Origin of the sequence: Pararhodonellum marinum, assembly GCF_015354735.1 — a bacterium.
Classification (GTDB): domain Bacteria; phylum Bacteroidota; class Bacteroidia; order Cytophagales; family Cyclobacteriaceae; genus Pararhodonellum; species Pararhodonellum marinum.
On the sequence record NZ_JACEFJ010000002.1, the window covers coordinates 590,392 to 606,565 of the forward strand.

General features: G+C 40.5%; 21 protein-coding genes and 1 pseudogene. 2 read left to right on the top strand and 20 right to left on the bottom strand.

All coding sequences use genetic code 11. The features are described 5' to 3' along the window. Window positions 1-78: 78 nt before the first annotated feature. From H1A14_RS06320 to H1A14_RS06375, 12 genes and pseudogenes are all read right to left on the bottom strand, one after another. Complete coding sequence (locus H1A14_RS06320; RefSeq protein WP_194775369.1) at window positions 79-1,119, bottom strand: Gfo/Idh/MocA family protein; 1,041 nt, start codon at window positions 1,117-1,119, stop codon at window positions 79-81. Continuing rightward, window positions 1,116-2,492 (bottom strand): four-carbon acid sugar kinase family protein, encoded by a 1,377-nt coding sequence (locus H1A14_RS06325; protein ID WP_194775370.1) that lies wholly within the window; start codon window positions 2,490-2,492, stop codon window positions 1,116-1,118. The genes H1A14_RS06320 and H1A14_RS06325 overlap by 4 nt, the downstream gene beginning before the upstream one ends. 10 nt (window positions 2,493-2,502) lie before the next feature. Continuing rightward, a complete protein-coding gene (locus tag H1A14_RS06330) occupies window positions 2,503-3,141 on the bottom strand; it encodes a cyclase family protein (RefSeq protein WP_194775371.1) in 639 nt (212 codons plus the stop codon). Next, window positions 3,128-4,201: an isocitrate/isopropylmalate dehydrogenase family protein gene (locus H1A14_RS06335; protein WP_194775372.1), complete on the bottom strand. Its 1,074-nt coding sequence runs from the start codon at window positions 4,199-4,201 to the stop codon at window positions 3,128-3,130. The genes H1A14_RS06330 and H1A14_RS06335 overlap by 14 nt, the downstream gene beginning before the upstream one ends. Before the next feature lie 232 nt (window positions 4,202-4,433). Further along, entirely contained in the window at window positions 4,434-4,979 is a 546-nt protein-coding gene (locus H1A14_RS06340; RefSeq protein ID WP_194775373.1) for a helix-turn-helix domain-containing protein, read from the bottom strand. Window position 4,980: 1 nt separating this feature from the next. Continuing rightward, a pseudogene (locus H1A14_RS23400) lies at window positions 4,981-5,205 on the bottom strand (type II toxin-antitoxin system HigB family toxin); the annotation flags it as partial. Window positions 5,206-5,503: 298 nt separating this feature from the next. Continuing rightward, complete coding sequence (locus H1A14_RS06350) at window positions 5,504-6,187, bottom strand: hypothetical protein (RefSeq protein ID WP_194775374.1); 684 nt, start codon at window positions 6,185-6,187, stop codon at window positions 5,504-5,506. A gap of 198 nt (window positions 6,188-6,385) precedes the next feature. Further along, window positions 6,386-7,222 carry a CPBP family intramembrane glutamic endopeptidase gene (locus tag H1A14_RS06355; RefSeq protein WP_194775375.1) on the bottom strand — a complete coding sequence of 279 codons (837 nt, stop codon included), beginning with the start codon at window positions 7,220-7,222 and terminating at the stop codon, window positions 6,386-6,388. Continuing rightward, the gene (locus H1A14_RS06360; protein ID WP_194775376.1) at window positions 7,222-7,974 is read right to left on the bottom strand and encodes a CPBP family intramembrane glutamic endopeptidase; all 753 of its coding nucleotides are present in this window, start codon (window positions 7,972-7,974) and stop codon (window positions 7,222-7,224) included. Before H1A14_RS06360 ends, H1A14_RS06355 begins: the two co-directional genes overlap by 1 nt. A 124-nt stretch (window positions 7,975-8,098) precedes the next feature. After that, window positions 8,099-8,899 carry an alpha/beta fold hydrolase gene (locus H1A14_RS06365; RefSeq protein WP_194775377.1) on the bottom strand — a complete coding sequence of 267 codons (801 nt, stop codon included), beginning with the start codon at window positions 8,897-8,899 and terminating at the stop codon, window positions 8,099-8,101. Beyond that, window positions 8,896-9,693, bottom strand: a complete 798-nt coding sequence (locus H1A14_RS06370) for an alpha/beta fold hydrolase (RefSeq protein ID WP_194775378.1) — start codon at window positions 9,691-9,693, stop codon at window positions 8,896-8,898. The genes H1A14_RS06365 and H1A14_RS06370 overlap by 4 nt, the downstream gene beginning before the upstream one ends. A gap of 125 nt (window positions 9,694-9,818) precedes the next feature. After that, complete coding sequence (locus tag H1A14_RS06375) at window positions 9,819-10,031, bottom strand: hypothetical protein (protein WP_194775379.1); 213 nt, start codon at window positions 10,029-10,031, stop codon at window positions 9,819-9,821. 101 nt (window positions 10,032-10,132) lie between these two features. Here H1A14_RS06375 and H1A14_RS06380 point away from each other — a divergent pair, with 101 nt between their 5' ends. Together H1A14_RS06380 and H1A14_RS06385 are read left to right on the top strand one after the other, a co-directional pair. Beyond that, entirely contained in the window at window positions 10,133-11,275 is a 1,143-nt protein-coding gene (locus H1A14_RS06380) for a zinc-dependent alcohol dehydrogenase (protein ID WP_194775380.1), read from the top strand. 26 nt (window positions 11,276-11,301) lie between these two features. Continuing rightward, on the top strand, window positions 11,302-11,784 hold the full coding sequence (locus tag H1A14_RS06385; RefSeq protein ID WP_194775381.1) for a hypothetical protein: 483 nt from the start codon (window positions 11,302-11,304) through the stop codon (window positions 11,782-11,784). Window positions 11,785-11,806: 22 nt separating this feature from the next. Here the strand turns inward: H1A14_RS06385 and H1A14_RS06390 are convergent, their stop codons facing one another. The 8 genes from H1A14_RS06390 to H1A14_RS23155 all read right to left on the bottom strand — a co-directional run bounded on the left by H1A14_RS06390 (window position 11,807) and on the right by H1A14_RS23155 (window position 16,034). After that, complete coding sequence (locus H1A14_RS06390) at window positions 11,807-12,328, bottom strand: hypothetical protein (protein ID WP_194775382.1); 522 nt, start codon at window positions 12,326-12,328, stop codon at window positions 11,807-11,809. A gap of 203 nt (window positions 12,329-12,531) precedes the next feature. Next, entirely contained in the window at window positions 12,532-12,954 is a 423-nt protein-coding gene (locus tag H1A14_RS06395; RefSeq protein WP_194775383.1) for a type II toxin-antitoxin system VapC family toxin, read from the bottom strand. After that, window positions 12,951-13,199 carry a DUF6364 family protein gene (locus H1A14_RS06400; RefSeq protein ID WP_194775384.1) on the bottom strand — a complete coding sequence of 83 codons (249 nt, stop codon included), beginning with the start codon at window positions 13,197-13,199 and terminating at the stop codon, window positions 12,951-12,953. Before H1A14_RS06400 ends, H1A14_RS06395 begins: the two co-directional genes overlap by 4 nt. Window positions 13,200-14,284: 1,085 nt before the next feature. Continuing rightward, entirely contained in the window at window positions 14,285-15,091 is an 807-nt protein-coding gene (locus H1A14_RS06405) for a hypothetical protein (protein WP_228527613.1), read from the bottom strand. Window positions 15,092-15,222: 131 nt separating this feature from the next. Further along, the gene (locus H1A14_RS06410; protein WP_194775541.1) at window positions 15,223-15,486 is read right to left on the bottom strand and encodes a HepT-like ribonuclease domain-containing protein; all 264 of its coding nucleotides are present in this window, start codon (window positions 15,484-15,486) and stop codon (window positions 15,223-15,225) included. A gap of 4 nt (window positions 15,487-15,490) precedes the next feature. Then, window positions 15,491-15,676 (bottom strand): KilA-N domain-containing protein, encoded by a 186-nt coding sequence (locus H1A14_RS23290; protein ID WP_317174856.1) that lies wholly within the window; start codon window positions 15,674-15,676, stop codon window positions 15,491-15,493. Then, window positions 15,631-15,792 carry a hypothetical protein gene (locus H1A14_RS23295; RefSeq protein WP_262893957.1) on the bottom strand — a complete coding sequence of 54 codons (162 nt, stop codon included), beginning with the start codon at window positions 15,790-15,792 and terminating at the stop codon, window positions 15,631-15,633. The genes H1A14_RS23290 and H1A14_RS23295 overlap by 46 nt, the downstream gene beginning before the upstream one ends. A gap of 5 nt (window positions 15,793-15,797) precedes the next feature. Then, entirely contained in the window at window positions 15,798-16,034 is a 237-nt protein-coding gene (locus H1A14_RS23155) for a hypothetical protein (RefSeq protein WP_228527614.1), read from the bottom strand. Window positions 16,035-16,174: the final 140 nt, after the last annotated feature.

Sequence of the window (16,174 nt, forward strand, 5' to 3'; positions counted from 1 at the left end):
TAAATGTTACAACTGATGATTTTGTATACGGTATACATTTTAAAGATATAAAAAATTTTTCTTTTTCAAGGCATTTTGTTACAAACTGACCAGATTCAGGTAGATTCTTTTACTTTCTAAATGGGATTGGTACACGGCTTCCACAGCTTGAAGACTTTTCAAATAATCGGATAATTCAGTTTCAAAGGGATTCCCTGAACTCAACCTGTCAATAAAATGCTGCTGACAGGACTTTACACTGTCACCTGCAAACCCCAAACGACTGGGCTGGAAATCATGAAAATAAGCTTTTTCCCCGAGTCGTTTGATGGAAATCTGTCCATTTGGATGCAGATGTAGGCTCCCTTTTTCACCTTCTACCAGCATTTTCCCAAAAGTATACCTAGGGTCTTCATAACTGGGTTCATTGTATCGGTTGGCATCCAACAAAGCAGCACTTCCCCCACTGAAATTCATCAGGACCATGACAGCATCTTCCCCCTTGATCAGGGGGTTATTTTGCCTCATCTGGGCATATACGTCGGTGATTTCTCCGGCCAAGTAGCGGAAAGTGTCTATAAAGTGTACCCCTGTCTCATGCATGAACAGCCTGGGCATGGTTCTGAAGTAGGGCTGACGGTCCAGGTAGGCATTTGCCCCCCATCCATCTCCTGTCCGTAAGTGAAAAGCATACTGAAAGATTTTTTCCCCGATCACCCCTGATTGCACCAAAATTTTGATTTGCCGGTACCAAGGTTGAAAGCGCCAGTTTTCATGGACCATAAACCTTGTAGTGTATTTTGACAACAAGTCATTTATTTCCATTACTTCCCCAAAGGTATTCGCAAGTGGTTTTTGGCAAATCACTGGAATATCCCGATCCATGGCCAATTTTATCAGCGGCAGGTGAGCATCAGGGGGTGTGATGATGTCCACAAAATCAGGTTCCTCCTTATCCAACATTTTTTCTGCATCCTGATACACCTTGGGCAGGTCATAAATGCCTGAAAATTTCACTGCTTTTTCCTTATGGGTATCACAAACCGCTACCATGTCCACCTCTGCTATTCGGTTCCATCCATCTGCATGGTAGTGGCTGAAATAGCCTGCTCCTATCATCACCCCTTTCAGTTTTTTCATGATGGAATATTGGAATTGTTGAAAAGAGACACTATTTCCGTTAAGCTTTCCTCATCGCCCACATTACCGGGAAAAACCACATAGGGCATACCCGGAAACTTGGTTTCCGGACCCAGCTCCCAAACCGGAACTCCGGCAATCACCTGTCCCAAAACGAGGCCTCTTTTCATCCCCAGTGCTTTTACTGCCAGGTCATTGGAAGTGATTCCCCCTTTGGCAATCAAATAGGCAGGTTGCACGTTCAGACATTTGAGCATTTCCACCAAAAATCCTGAAATCCTTTGACCGATTCCGAGGCTCTCTTCGGCAGTTTTACCTTGGATCAACTCCCGTGAGGTGTATACAACGACTTCTTTATCCTGCTTCAACAGGGTCTCGATCCACACTGCCAAATCATTCAGGTATGGCTGTTGATCTGATTCCAGAAGCCGGGGAACTGATATTGCTATGGCTGTTACTTGTTTTTTGGAAAGTAGGTTTTCCAGTTGACTGTTGCTTTTTGGCACATACGACCCCACAATGGTTAAGCCTCCTATGGATCGGATATTCGATGATGGCAAGTACAACTTGGCCTTTATTCCCGAAAAGGCGGATACAAATGATGCGGCAGTCCTGAAAAGCATGTGGTTTCCTTCTCCCAGATGGTGATACAGAGCCAAACAAACCTTTTCTAGTTCGGTATAACAGGTGCTGTTCACCACGAGGATGTCATCATTTTTCAATTCTGACAAAACATCAGCAATGACTGTGAGACCTTGGCTTATCTCTTCCAACCCCAAACTCTTTACCGCCTCGGCTTTGATCTTTTCTTTGGATTTTTCCTGCACCCATTTTTTCAAATCGCCATGCTCAAAGCCGAAGCTTTTGTCTTTTGCAAAGGGGGTTTCGTTTACAGGAATTTTGACGTTGTTCTCGTTAAGATAATGTATGTCGCCTTCAGTGATCCTTCCCCCCTCAAAAAATGCCGGAATAAGCAAAATTGGGCATGAGGGAAAACCTGCGGCTTTACTGAGTTGATATACTTCTTCCGGGAAATGTCCCCTTAAGGTAGAATCGCTTCTGCTGACCAACAAAAAATGCCTTTTGGCTTTCTTTGAAGCAGCGGCAAGATTGTTTCCGATGGTTTTCATCCGGCCCAAAGCTTCTTCCAGTGGGAGGCTTCTGGAATTGGACAATACAAAAAACAACCGGGTTTTATTAACAAATTCCCTGAAGAAAGTGTCAACGGAATAATCCCCAAGCACAGGAACTCCATGGACTGTTTGGGTACCTGTAGGATCGTCATCCACGACCACCAAGGTCCAGGGGGAAGATTGGAAAATGCTGGAAATTTCCGTAGCATAGGGGCGATCCTGGGGGTTGGTTCCTGTCATTGACATGCATCTATTCAGAGATACCCGCCAGAACCCTGGCTGGAGCACCATCTCCGTCTTTTATTTTGAGCGGACACACCATCAAGGTAACCTGTTCGGTTTCAATTGCTGCTACATTGCAGATGCCTTCTACGATTATGACTCCTCCTTTAAATAAGATATGGTGAATTCTGGTTACCTCATAGAGGTCGTTGACATCTGCCACAGAAGGAGGTTCCACAGCTAGGATTTTGATTTTTTTTGCGACCATCCAATTGGCCAAGTCTTCGCTTATCCTGGGCAATCTATTTCGGTATTTGTGAGGATCTGATTCGACAAATTGGCTCCAACCGGTTTTGAAGATCAGGCTGTCTCCTTCCTGGATTTTGTCTGCCGCTTCTCCCAAATCCTCGATAAGGATCAGGTACCTGTCTTCTTTGTTCTGCAGGTCTATGACCCAGGCTTTTCCGGTCAGTTGATCCGGGGTAAATTGATCGATGGTAGGCCCCGGAATGCCGAAATGAACAGGAGCATCCATATGGGTCCCGGCATGGGTGTAAATGTCCAGGTTTCGGGCATTCCATCCATCCGATTCCAAGGTTTTGACCTGCCTGATGTAGACACCGGGCATGTTGACTGATAAGGTAAGGGTGAGGTCAATCCATTTCATGGTAGGCATGTAGCTGTTTGATTACGGTTGCTGCAAATTCGGAAGTTTTGGCTGTACCACCAAGGTCTTTCGTTTTTAAACCGCTTTCGAATGTACGCTCTATGGCCTGCACCATTTCTGCAGAGGCCTCCTTTTCTCCCAGATGTTCCAACATCAGGGCTGCAGACCAGATGGTTCCTACCGGGTTGGCGATGCCTTGACCAGCTATGTCCGGGGCTGACCCATGGATGGGTTCAAACATGGAGGGAAAGTTTTTTTCCGGATTGATGTTGCCACTGCCACCCAAACCCAAACTTCCCATGATACCCCCACCCAAATCACTGAGGATATCCCCAAAAAGATTGGTGGTCAGGATGACATCAAAATATTCCGGATGCAGTACAAAGTTGGCACTGGCATTGTCGATGTACATTTTCACAAGCGCCACATCCGGATATTGGGAGGCCACTTCTTCAATGACGGCGTCCCAATACTTGAGACTATGGATCAGGGTATTGGATTTGGTCACATTGGTGACTTTTTTTCTCCTCTTTCGGGCCAATTGAAACGCATAATGGGCAACCCGTTCGATGCCCTGTCTGGTGAAAATACTGGTATCCAGACCAAATCCTTCGGGATCTTCTGGCCTGAATATGCTTCCTGACTGGACAAATTCCCCTTCGTTGTTTTCCCGGATGACTACAAAATCGATGTCTTTTGCCGTTTTGGTTTTCAAAGGACTTTCCAGCCCCTTGAAAAGTTTGACAGGACGATAATTGACATATTGTTGGAAGGCCGTTCTGACTTTGAAAGTGTAGAGTTTTGCCGGTAGGGTATCATCCACCTCAGCCAATCCCACGGCACCAAAAAACACGGCATCAAAGGCCTTCAGGAGTTCCAGTCCGTCCTCAGGCATAAAGGCGCCTTCTCTGAGATACCTGCCGGCACCCCAATCAAAATAGGTGAGCGACAGGGAAAAATCAAAAAGCTGAGCGGCAGCTTCCAGTACTTTTACGGCGGCAGGTACGATTTCCTGCCCGATTCCATCTCCTGGAACCACGGCAATGTTATAGGTTTTCATAGGCCTTGTTAATGTCAAAATAAAAGTTAAATCCGTATACGGTATACAAAAATAGTATTATTATTTACTTATAGAAGTAAGTCCTTAGAAAAAAAGGAGATTAATTTGAAGAAGCCTCCAAAAATGAAGCGGTAGCTGTGGAACTTTATATTTGGTTAAAGATGCTAATTTTACAAAGGCGTGATTTAAAAATAACTGAAATCATTATAAATTCTGCTAAATCCTTGTCAAGTCATTTAAACATTAAATCTCGGTTGGACAATTTTATTTTTTTATTTGAAAGCGATTCCAAGGTTTTTTTAATTAGAGTAGCTCTTTCTTGGTTAATGAAGGCTGGAATTAAATACTCAATTTTTATTTTAAAAAGCCGGTTAATAATTACTAAATCCTCCTTAGAAAAAGGTCTCAGCCCGTTGATCAATTCTGACATGTATCCTTTTCTATGGCCTAAAATCTTAGCCAAATCATTTTGGTTTAATCCAGCCTGTTTAAGGTTTTTTTTAATCAGCTCTTTTCTCGTTTGATAAAATTCATTTTCGGATTCAATTATTGCTTCAGCCAAATCGCTCTCCTTGATCTGATTGTTAGCAATCGTATCTTCATTCGTCCAATGTATTTTTTCGAAATTTTTAATCAAATCACGCAAATGATTCCTAATGGGTACATAAGATTTATCGGTTTTTACCAGCACCCTAAGTTGTAAAAACAAAGATGTGGCTTTCTCATATTCAAGTTCACTGCTTAGTGAAGTAATATTTTGTATTGAAAATTTATCCATTTTAGATCAGTTTGTGAATACGTAACCACTTCTCAATTGGTGACTTGTTACCTTTGAATGTATGACCATACTCATCATGTGAGCCTGTCCAGATTACAGTTGCTTCATTTTCTTCGAACACTATTAAAACCATGGTCCGATGAATACTCAAATCGGAAAAGTAAAATCCATTGCTATGCACACAATCTGTATCAGGTCGGGTTTCTTTTATTTCAGTCTGTTTGGTCCACTTGGCATTTTAGATGTCTGAAAAAAATTGATCAACCGCTTTGATCAGTTTTACATTGCCATGGTTCTTGCTTTTTAATTTCAGCAGTATATGCGTAACCGTGCAGTTTCAATTAAAAGGTCGCACATTATCCAATTGTCTTTGATTTTTTTGTCTATCCCTGAAGTGTAAACCAGTAAAAGCGGTCTGACTGGGATGTCTGAAAATTTGGTTTTAAAGTGTCCAACTTGAATGGCAGACCAGACCAAGGTTGGCTTCCGGTTTAGGGATATTATCCACATTTTTTCTGCCTTACTTAATATTCAAACTCAAGGGCGTAATATTTAAATAAGTGATCATTTTCAACCTGATCATATTCACGGGTGGCTATGTAAATGGTATTTTTGTCTGCCCAAAACATGGGAGTTTTTTCTTCTCCATTGATATCTAAACCATGAAAATCAAATGTAAAAAGTGGCCAAACCCCATTTTTTGATGACTTACATATTTCAATTTGCAGGTAATTATCACTTCCTTCTCTCTCAAGCCCGACCCAAAGACCGTCGATAGACATTACACCAAAAGAGCCTCGAAATCTCCGATAACCTGAAGCCATTTCATTGGTGCTGGCAATTACGAAACTAGCTTTTGTATAATGATTGTCAAGTATGTAAAACAAATATAAATCCAGGGTAGGATAATGTGCTTCAAAGGAAGTAAGGCATCTTGGTGAATTACATAATTCCCTTTTAGCGAGTTCTTTTTCCCATTCATTGTAAGTTTTTTCAATGGACTCAAATGATTTTTCAAGTTTTGTAGGGTCTGGGATGTTGGTTACAAAATGGGCATTGAAATTGGTATTTAAAGCTTTATTAAAATCAATTTCGGTAATAGGGGTAAAAGTAAAAAATCGCCGGCTTTCTTGGGCTGTTGCATCTTCAGCTTTAAATCCAAATAATCCTAGTCCTAAGAATCCTACTAATGTCAGTAACTTGTTCATATGAGTTTATTTACTTTTTTTCTTCCTAAATACTTCCTTAGGCCAAATTTTTAACTGTTCCCTGAATCGTCATGCTTTTGCCAGATGTCCGTAGTACCTTTTTAGCAATTAGACTTCTTGATTCAATTTTCTGAGGTTGAAGTTAATAAAAGTTACAAAAATGGTAAATGCTAAGGGAACATATGGAAAATCTGGTTGTTAAGGGTAGGGAGTAGATGGATTTTTGATTTTCATGAATAGTAAGGCCATTATCCCTATTCCAAATACAAGGAACTCAAGTAGCCAAAAATGAAATTGAAAAACTTCTGTTGACATCACCAAACTAGGAAATATCGGCAGGAATGCATTGGAAGTACCATGGGCAACCAGGGCAGACATGGGTTTGTTTTTTGAAGCTTTGACCACCCAAGACAGAAAAAACGACAATCCAATGCATCCAATCAGAAAAGCTGGAAAAGGCATAAACACCTGAAAAGAATCAGGAATAGCCCATAAAGGCAAATGCCAGAAGGCCCAAATTAATCCCAAAATCGTATTCCCATACCACAAGCCAAACTTGGACTCCAAGTAAGGCATGATATATCCCCTCCAACCGATTTCTTCCTGACCCCCACCAAAAAAGATCATCAAAAGCCAATAAACAGGGAACACATAAATCGTGGGCAAGAGCATAGGTAATCTTTCATATCCAAAAAACCCGGGAAGATACCAGGCTAAAAAATTAGCAATACCCATTGCACCAAGAATGATAAGCCAAACTTTCCAACCAAATTTGATAGAAAGAAAGGACTTAAGGAAAGGTCTGACAAATGACTTTCCTTGCAGGGTTCTAATGGAATAAATCGCTCCAATACCAGGACCAAAAGCACCCAAAAGGATGGCAGGCATACTCAAACTGCCGCGCAGGCTTTCATTCCAGTTCCAGATGCCTACACCACCCAACACAAAGGGAAGCCATAACAGCCAAGACCATAGAAAAGTAATCACAAAGAACCGGACCGGAATGGGTTTGCTATTTATATTATCTGAATCCATTAAAATATGCTTTCTGTGAGTACCATGACAACATGAGCAAAAATATGAGCGAGGAAGGCACTCTCTAAGCCTTTTTTCCAATAGAGCCATCCGAATACAAGCCCTCCAATGGTGTTGCCTAAAAGCACGTAACTTATCATGACTATACTGGGATTTCCTACAGTTTGAAAGACTACAGGGAAATGACCTACCGCAAAAATCAGGGATGAGAGGATAATACCTATCCAATATACTATTGGCTTGAGTCCCTTAGAAAGCTTAGCTGTCAACCAAACCAACAGCGTCATCAAACCAAAGCGCATAAAGATTTCTTCTGTGATGCCACCATATAAAAACCTTGCCGCAAGCGTAAGGTGAAGTTGTCCGCTGAGGAGTTCAAATTCCGAAGGGGAGATTAACTTTAAAAGTCCGAGGATGCTCAATGCCATTCCTGTGAGGATTCCCCCAGAAACTCCATATAGAATTATTTGTGGAATTTGGATAGTATCTTCTTTGATGCCCAAAAATTTCTCAATAATAGGAACGCTGAGGTTGACTTTTTGGTAAAGTAAAGTTCCCACAAGTACAGCCACTATCAAAATAATGGTTGGGTTGATCAAAATCAGCAATTTAATCTGAAATGGCGTAAACTGATCTCCCAAGACAGATAATATCTCATCCGGTAAAGGGATATCCACCGTCAACATGGACAACATGCCCAACATCCCGAGGAAAAATAAGATTAGGGCGAGGTAAAACTTTTTTCTTTTCATAGATGCCTGATCTTTAAAATACTGGTTTTTTACAATTAAGCGAATAGATAGCATATAGATTTTGGTAGATACCTGTCTGCCACAATCGGGCTCGTTATAAATAGATTTTTTTGACTCAGCAGGTCTAATCTATTAAAACCCTTTTCAAAAACTCATGCAAAGCCATATTGTATGCCTCTGGATTATCTTGATTGGCAATATGGTTGGCATGAGGTATGGCCACACAATGGCTCAAAGATTCTTGGGCATGCCAGGATCTGGACGCTTTTCTGATAAATGAAAGATCCATATCCCCATAAAGTATCAACAAGGGCACTTTTTTAGGTTGGGGCGAGGAATCGATCAAATCATAGCACATATCAGCAGTTATTTGAAGGGCAAACTTTTTTCCGGCCTTCTTCATGGTGGAAGACAAATAATCCTGAACGCCTTTCTTTACTGCCCTGTGTTTTCCAAAAGACTTTGAAAACACATTTTCGGGAATCAAACCCATCAAAAAGGTGAAAAAAGGAACCAGTATTTTTGCCCATTTACCAACATGGGATTTCAATTCAATTCCAGGAGCATGAACCACAGCCAATAATTTTTCGGGGTGCTTTAACTGAAAATACTGGGCAATCATACTACCCAAAGACTGACCTACCAAAACTGCTTGGGAAATTTGGAGTTCTTCCATTAGCTCATTCAAACAATTGGCAGAAATTTCGGTAAATCGCTTATTGTAATTTTTTATTGACGAGCTCCCATGTCCTGGCAGATCCCAGACCAAGGTTCTGTATTGCAATTGGAAAAACTCAACCTGCTCCTGAAAAGTAAGTCGGTCCATGCCTACACCATGGATAAAAACAAGAATAGGGGCATTTTCCACGCCTGACAACTCATAATAAACATCTCCGTAGTTACTTGAAAATAATCCTATCTTCATCTCCTATTCTTTATTATTAGGGATTTTAAAATTCCCGTGAGGCACTTGTTAAATATCTCAGGGTTATCAAGGTTGGCCATATGGCCAACACCCTTAAGGTCCACGACTTTTGCTTTTTCGTTTTTAGCAACAGCGCTTAGGGTTGTATTTAAAGCTCGGTTAATATCACGATCAAATTCACATTTGATCAAAGTATATGGAATTGGGCTTTGCTCGATCATCCATGTAAAATCATATTTGACCAAATGATACCTCATATGTGGAATTGCCTGTGATGCCTTCAAAAGCATCTGATAGGAAATGTCCTTGGATTCTTCATTCAATCCCGCATGAGATGCCACAAATTTTAAATACCAATTTGTAAAAAACCTGAGCATGAACGTATCAATTCCTCTGACTACAGGCGCCAGAAACCTGGGTATGTTCATCTGACTTGTGGTTCCGAAGGTGGTCAAACTCAAAAAACGGCTTGGGATTCTATTGACAACAATATACCCCAACACCCCACCTGCGGAATTGCCCACATAATGGATACGGTCCAACTTCAGGTCTTCAATCAAATGGATAATATCGGTTGCCAAAAGTGTTAAGGAATATTGGTCGGTGGTATTAGGAGAGGGTGAAGGGGATTCTCCGTGTCCTCTTAAGGATACCGAAACTACCTTGTAATGATCGGAGAAAAAGCGGTGCTGTTGTTTAAATTGACCCGCATTTCCCCCTGCGCCATGCACAAAAAACAGGGTTTCTTTATTTTCATGACCTGTAATTTCACATTCAAGTTGAATTGAATTCATGATGTAAGAGATTGATTGCAGTTAAGAGTCATCATTGGACAGAATAAGACCTTGTAGCGAATAACTGTCAATTGAATGGTTTAACAAATCAAATTTCCCTTAAAAATTGGATTTGGATAATGATATTAATCAGCTTTTTTATTGATTACTACACTAAAAACTATCGATTTGGATTCTATCGGATCTTTCAGGGCTTCCATTCCTTGCATAATATGTTGCCTGCTATTCATTGTCTTTAAAAAATTCAAGATTAAATCAATATCTTTAAAATTTGCCTGAGCAGTCTTATTTGTAAATCTACCTGTGATTTGTGTAAGAAATACAATGGTTTGATTCATAGCTTTATAGGATAGTCATTGAAAGCCACGGTTGCCGTTAAGCGCTACAATGTTCATTGTTCTTTTTATCCTGTTTAACCATCAATTCTCAATATACCATTATGCTCGCAACTAATTATAGAGGAAAACGAAGAATCCGTGTGGACAGAGATGCGCCAATCCCCACAATTCAGCATCCACAAGACGCCATCATCAAAGTAACGAGGACCTGTATTTGCGGTTCTGACCTTCATTTATACAATGGAAATGTACCCGACACAAGGGTAGGCAGTATTTTTGGCCATGAGTTTGTCGGAACGGTGGCTGATATTGGCCCTGATGTGACCAACATCAAGGTGGGAGATCAGGTGATCGTACCATTTAACATTGCTTGTGGAGAATGCATTTTTTGTGAGCAAGAATTGTATTCTTCCTGCCATGAATCCAATGCTCAGTCTACCGCCTTGAGCGGAATATTTGGTTATTCCCACCTTGCAGGAGGCCATCAGGGTGGTCAAGCGGAATACGTAAGGGTGCCTTATGCGAATGTTGGCCCTATGGTCATTCCTGAAAACATGGATCTTGATGATGCTGTTCTGCTTACCGACATTTTGCCCACCGGCTACCAAGCGGCCGAAATGGGCGGCATCCAAAAAGGAGATACGGTAGTGGTGTTTGGTGCAGGGCCGGTGGGAATCATGGCCGCCAAATGTGCCTGGCTGTTTGGGGCAGGACGGGTGATTGTGATCGATAAGGAAGAATACCGGCTTGATTTTGTCAAGAAATATGCGGACTGCGAAGTCTACAACTTTCTTTCCATAGAAGATCCCGTAAAGTTCATCAAACAAATCACGGATTGGGTTGGTGCCGATGTATGCATAGACGCTGTGGGGGCAGAAGCAGCCGGCGATGCTTTGCAAACCATCACAGGCAGGAAATTATTGCTTCAGGCAGGATCAGCCACTGCCTTGGAGTGGGCCATCAACTCTGTGAAAAAAGGCGGAATTGTTTCGGTAGTGGGTGTGTATGGTCCTACGGGAAATCTGGTACCTATCGGCAATGTGGTGAATAAAGGCATCACGATCCGGGCGGGACAGGCTTCCGTCAAAAGACTGCTTCCAAGATTGATCAAACATGTGCAGGATGGTATCATCAATCCGAAGGAGCTGATTACGCACAGAATACCCTTGGAGGAGGCAGCTGATGCCTATAGAATGTTTTCCGATAAACTGGATTACATGATCAAACCTGTATTGATTCCATAATCTGTTAGCCTTAAAAGTAGATAACCATGAACAATGAGACAAGAGATAATTCGCATATAAAAGGTTGGGGAATAGATGCGGATCCCAAAAACGATCCTACCTATCCGATGCAAAACCGAAAAGAGGGCCCATTGAAATACGAAAGAAGGGGTCAAAAGCAACAACCCATTATCCAAGAAGTCCTGCATTCCAACGAAAGACCGAATGTAAGTGCGGTGTATGGCTTAGGGCCGGAACCCTCTGGTTTGAGCGGCAAATTAAGACGCTTTGCCTTTGAGCATGGGGAAGGCGAGTTCAGTCACTGGATTCCACTTATTTTGGCCGACCGGATCAATGCCATTGAAGGGATCATAGATGATATCAAACAGGGCAACTTCCCAAATATCATCGCAGAAAAAGGCTGGCCTGCCCAATGGAAATATGACAAAATTGGCTTGATCGAAAAAGTGGCCATTTATGCTGCCATCACGACTACGGTATGGTTGCTTTGCAGAAAGAAGGATAAATAGGGGGTTATTGATTATTTAGATTTCAGTGGGGTAATGGTTTGAACTTTCTTTCAAATTTTCGAAGCTTCATTTTCCTAAATAACCAGCTAACTCTGGCTTTACGTACCTGTCCAGCATAATCAATATGTTTTGAGTTTGAAATCACTCTATCTTTTTCGCTTAAAACTAAAACAGATGTTATACAGCCGGCTCCGTAATACTGGACTTCATTCTGATTGTTTTTATGATTATCTATGATTAAACCTACAATTATCTGAACTCCAGAATCTGCATTCCAAATATGTCTACAATCAAGACCGCCATCCACAAGTTGAATGATAGAATCATTTACTTTTCCCTTATATAGGTTTGTAATATTTAGGTAAGGTTTGCCAAATCCGTCATCTGAATTCGGCTGTCCAATTGTCCCCATTGCAATTACATCAAACCGCCCTACATTAGATAAAAAACTATTTCTCCAGGCACGACTGCATGAGCAAGCGAACACATCCATTGATAGAATGTTAAGAATAGCTACTAACATAATTATTTTAGCTTTAGGCATTTTAATTCAGTTTCTTTTCCAAACCTGTTCTATCACTGGGAACTGGGGTACAAATTAGTCTCGCATAGCTGACTATAACCGACTGCATAATAAGAACTGTATGAATCGAGAGATTCACAGCATGTCTCGATTTTTCATCGGGATACGGTTCTGTAAGCGGTTTATGGGGTGGGATTCCCCTTTACCTTCTCGACTGTGTGTATTTATTTTGTATTTAAAGATTTCAAAAATTCGTCCGCTGTCATTACAGGTAATAACGATTTTTTAAAATCCTTTCCGTTTCTTGTTATTATTATTTCGCATTCCGATTCTGTCGCACTGAAATATTGTAAATCATCTTCAAAATCTTTGATGGAAGAATTAAGTCCCTTTTCCACTGTATGTTCGTCTAAAGAACTTATTTTGCTGATTATTTTGAATTTCCTTAGTTTTTCTTTCGCAATTTTTGGGCTCTCGAATTTTGCAAGAAAATAGTTTACCGTTGCAAAGGAAATAGGGGAAACAATAATTGTTAATTTTCCTTTTTCTGCTAAAGTTGCAATTTTGGCTATGGGCTCGTAAAAAGGTTTCCGTTCTCCTAAAAAGTCCAACAAAATATTGGTGTCAATAAAAATCCTTTTGCTCATTTGTACTTCTCCATTAGATAATCAGCATACTCTTTTTTATAGTCCAAATCAGTTGGTATTTCAGTTCCCGTCGCAATGCTTTTCACAAATGGCGAAATCTCAAATTCAGAGGTGTCATTTTCGGTAGTCAAGGATTGTAAATAGGCTTCAATAAGTCGAGATAAACTGATTTTTTTGTTGGAACCATATTCTTTGGCTTTCTCAATAATCTTTTGATTAAGCTTTAAAGTCAATTTAGTGTCCATAGTCAATTATTTCTATACGTACAAATATTAAAAATAAGTCCGTATAACTCAAATTTGTGATGACTTTTCTTGTTGAGGTCAAATTACACCCAACGTTCAAGTATAAGCGTAGTACGGAGTAATGGGGGAGAAGGGAGAGTGATTTCATTTCGATATGATTATTGTTCGGAATCACCCCCCTGCAAAGAAGATCAAGGGTAAATATTTCATATTTCAATTTGCCACCAAAACCCAATTATTCAAAAATTTCAACTTATAGATCCCCATGATCTAGCTTACCGCGATGCACTATACGCAAGCAGGGCCACAAAACCATATCCTCCCTTCGTTTTTGTTCTAAGGAGATCTAATAATTCAATTTACATCCTTTTTGCCATGGTGTTCCGGCATAGATACCTTAGGGCCTAGTAAGGGTCTAGTATAGGATACGTTAGGTTTTGTCTCAATTCCAAGAAAACGTGGTATTTTTTTAAGGGATGGTGTCTACCTGACCATTACAAATGGTTTAATTTCAGTTTCGATACTTAAATTCAATTTTGAATATTCAGGTGTAGTCTTTAATTCCCGGGTCATTCACGATGAAACTAACAGTGATCGGTTCAGGTGGTTTAATTGAGGATATGTATTCATCATGAGGTTCGAAAGTACATCTGAATAAAAATATGGCAACAAACAAAATCCAAACAACTGTCGGGAATTTTCTAAAAGAATTTGTTTTCATTGGATGATATAGAAACTTTTCGTTTTTGCATCCAAACATAGTTAATTTTCTGAAACTAAAAAATACCCATATTTAGGTGAATTTTTGTCACTATGTGATTGTCGCTTAGATACAAAATAATACGATTTGATACGTTTAGATTTGTTTGTTTTGCTAAAAATGCCATTGTTTTCAGTAGCAAGGCTGCCATTGGGTTCGTCACGCCTTGCTACTAATGTAATTCAGCTTGGATATGGCGGTTATTCGAAGCCATTCTCCGAGTACTCGGGAAGCTCCGTAAGCCGATGACTATGTGACGGGACAGGTTGTGAATGGTATGTGGGTGAGATTCCACCTTAACCGTTAGACGGGAGGCAGTATTTTTTTATTTTAATTGAATGTGGATGTGGTCATCGTGTCTTACAGCTTGACAACCGTGAAATCTCACTTTTTCATTACTCAAATCCAGTCGGGTCTTTAAATGTGGCTCGATGAAAATTTTTCCAATTTCGCTTTGGATTAAAATTAGGTTAGTCAGTTCCCGTGTTCCTCTTTTTGAAAACTCAATGTCCTTGTTGATTTTTCCTAGAGTTAGGTATTTGGGAAAGTCATATTGCCAAAAGCCCTTTTCTTTACAAACTGTAGTTTGATCAAACTCGTTTTGGGTTGGATTTTCAAAGACTCCGTACCCACTTATTGAACGTTTTTTGTTGGTCAAGTTCCCGTTGGTTTCATAAATCAAAGCTATGTCTATCTTTTTTCCGTCATTGTGGCTAAGATGGGGCAAAAGGGGGAATTTGTCTATAAATGGGAAATTGGCGTCAAGGTAAAGCATTTTAATTCCGTTGTTCCGATTGCTGAATTCTGCTGAAATCCGCTCGATGGATTTGTTTAATTCTGGCCGGACGTAATTTCGGTTAGCGAGCGTGTAAAATATGGAATGAGCTTTTAATGATTCAGTTTCTTTGATTTTTTCCCGCCCAAAAATCGGGGCGATATTTGGGACAATCAGATAGGTTGCGATGAGATAAAGTAAAACGAAAATTCCAAATCGTTTTAGTCCCCTTTTTTCAGTTGTTTTCCTGATTGCTAAAATTGAAATCAGATAGATCATACCACCAATCTGGGTTATGATTGTCAAAAGGACAAAAATAATTAGGTGAAGCAGGAATTTCATTGAGTTTTTGGGCATCAGGATTCTGCTTGAAGACGACGGGCATCAGGAGTTGTATCCTGAAATCTAACATCTGATCGCTTAAAGATAATGATTTCGTAGTTCGTGGGTATTGCCTCCAAAATCAAAAATTATTTTTTGGCCGGTGCCTATTGCCTAGCACCTTCCAGTAAATCATCGATTTCACTTTCCAGTTCCGGTAAATCTCGGATTGCAATGGACCAGATAGTTTCTTCGGATACACCGTGATATCCATGGATGATTCTATTCCTTGTGTCAACAATCTTTCTGGCGTTTTTGATCTTGAAGGTGGAATCCACCTTTAGGATTCTGAACATTGCCTCACCCATTATTTCAATATTCCGTTCTATGGCTCTTTTGGTTTTCAGATCAATCCGAAATTCATAAAAAATCCCTTTATAGCAAAAGTTTGAACATTAGACTTATCCAATAGCCAAACTCAAAAGCGATTTCTTTGTGGGCATAAGTACCCCCATATCTGCCAGATTTTGAAAAAATCCCAATTGCGTTCGTCGCTTCAATCCACTTTCTCGGCGTCAGGTTAAAATTATTAAGTCCAGCTTTTTTTCTAAGGTGTCGAATTCGACAGGTTTAAAACCTGGGTTATGAAGGGTTTCCCAAAGTCCGATAAACTCAACCGTATTTCTGTTCCGCATCCAGTATCTGATATGGTCTTCACCTTCTTCACCCCTTACCATATCAGTTAGGCAGATATAATCCTCACTACTCTGCCTCCCTTCTTCTTTCCCTCGTTCTTGGGATTGCGGCCCACGCCTTTCATGATGTCCGAAAAAAGCCGTATGGTGGTCGAATCGAAGATGAACAGCTTTGAAAAAGTCACTTTGTCAATCCGGCTGACCGACAAAAGCGGCCTGAGATGTTCCAACAACATAAAATATACATCACAGAAAAAAACCGTTGTCCCGTTCACGTAGTCCATCGCCCGTGGTGCTCTTGGCAGAGTGGAGCATTCTTACTTTCCAACTGTTTTCATTGCCCGGTTCGTAACAGCTTTAAGACTATAAGCAAGCTTATCCAAATTGGCATAATTTCATTACATTTAATCATAAAATCCTAACC

Excerpts from the sequence above, each read along its gene's own strand:
- H1A14_RS06320 (WP_194775369.1), bottom strand. The coding sequence starts at position 1,119 with ATGAAAAAACTGAAAGGGGTGATGATAGGAGCAGGCTATTTCAGCCAC.
- H1A14_RS06325 (WP_194775370.1), bottom strand. The coding sequence starts at position 2,492 with ATGACAGGAACCAACCCCCAGGATCGCCCCTATGCTACGGAAATTTCC.
- H1A14_RS06330 (WP_194775371.1), bottom strand. The coding sequence starts at position 3,141 with ATGAAATGGATTGACCTCACCCTTACCTTATCAGTCAACATGCCCGGT.
- H1A14_RS06335 (WP_194775372.1), bottom strand. The coding sequence starts at position 4,201 with ATGAAAACCTATAACATTGCCGTGGTTCCAGGAGATGGAATCGGGCAG.
- H1A14_RS06340 (WP_194775373.1), bottom strand. The coding sequence starts at position 4,979 with ATGGATAAATTTTCAATACAAAATATTACTTCACTAAGCAGTGAACTT.
- H1A14_RS06350 (WP_194775374.1), bottom strand. The coding sequence starts at position 6,187 with ATGAACAAGTTACTGACATTAGTAGGATTCTTAGGACTAGGATTATTT.
- H1A14_RS06355 (WP_194775375.1), bottom strand. The coding sequence starts at position 7,222 with ATGGATTCAGATAATATAAATAGCAAACCCATTCCGGTCCGGTTCTTT.
- H1A14_RS06360 (WP_194775376.1), bottom strand. The coding sequence starts at position 7,974 with ATGAAAAGAAAAAAGTTTTACCTCGCCCTAATCTTATTTTTCCTCGGG.
- H1A14_RS06365 (WP_194775377.1), bottom strand. The coding sequence starts at position 8,899 with ATGAAGATAGGATTATTTTCAAGTAACTACGGAGATGTTTATTATGAG.
- H1A14_RS06370 (WP_194775378.1), bottom strand. The coding sequence starts at position 9,693 with ATGAATTCAATTCAACTTGAATGTGAAATTACAGGTCATGAAAATAAA.
- H1A14_RS06375 (WP_194775379.1), bottom strand. The coding sequence starts at position 10,031 with ATGAATCAAACCATTGTATTTCTTACACAAATCACAGGTAGATTTACA.
- H1A14_RS06380 (WP_194775380.1), top strand. The coding sequence starts at position 10,133 with ATGCTCGCAACTAATTATAGAGGAAAACGAAGAATCCGTGTGGACAGA.
- H1A14_RS06385 (WP_194775381.1), top strand. The coding sequence starts at position 11,302 with ATGAACAATGAGACAAGAGATAATTCGCATATAAAAGGTTGGGGAATA.
- H1A14_RS06390 (WP_194775382.1), bottom strand. The coding sequence starts at position 12,328 with ATGCCTAAAGCTAAAATAATTATGTTAGTAGCTATTCTTAACATTCTA.
- H1A14_RS06395 (WP_194775383.1), bottom strand. The coding sequence starts at position 12,954 with ATGAGCAAAAGGATTTTTATTGACACCAATATTTTGTTGGACTTTTTA.
- H1A14_RS06400 (WP_194775384.1), bottom strand. The coding sequence starts at position 13,199 with ATGGACACTAAATTGACTTTAAAGCTTAATCAAAAGATTATTGAGAAA.
- H1A14_RS06405 (WP_228527613.1), bottom strand. The coding sequence starts at position 15,091 with ATGCCCAAAAACTCAATGAAATTCCTGCTTCACCTAATTATTTTTGTC.
- H1A14_RS23295 (WP_262893957.1), bottom strand. The coding sequence starts at position 15,792 with ATGGTAAGGGGTGAAGAAGGTGAAGACCATATCAGATACTGGATGCGG.
- H1A14_RS23155 (WP_228527614.1), bottom strand. The coding sequence starts at position 16,034 with ATGGACTACGTGAACGGGACAACGGTTTTTTTCTGTGATGTATATTTT.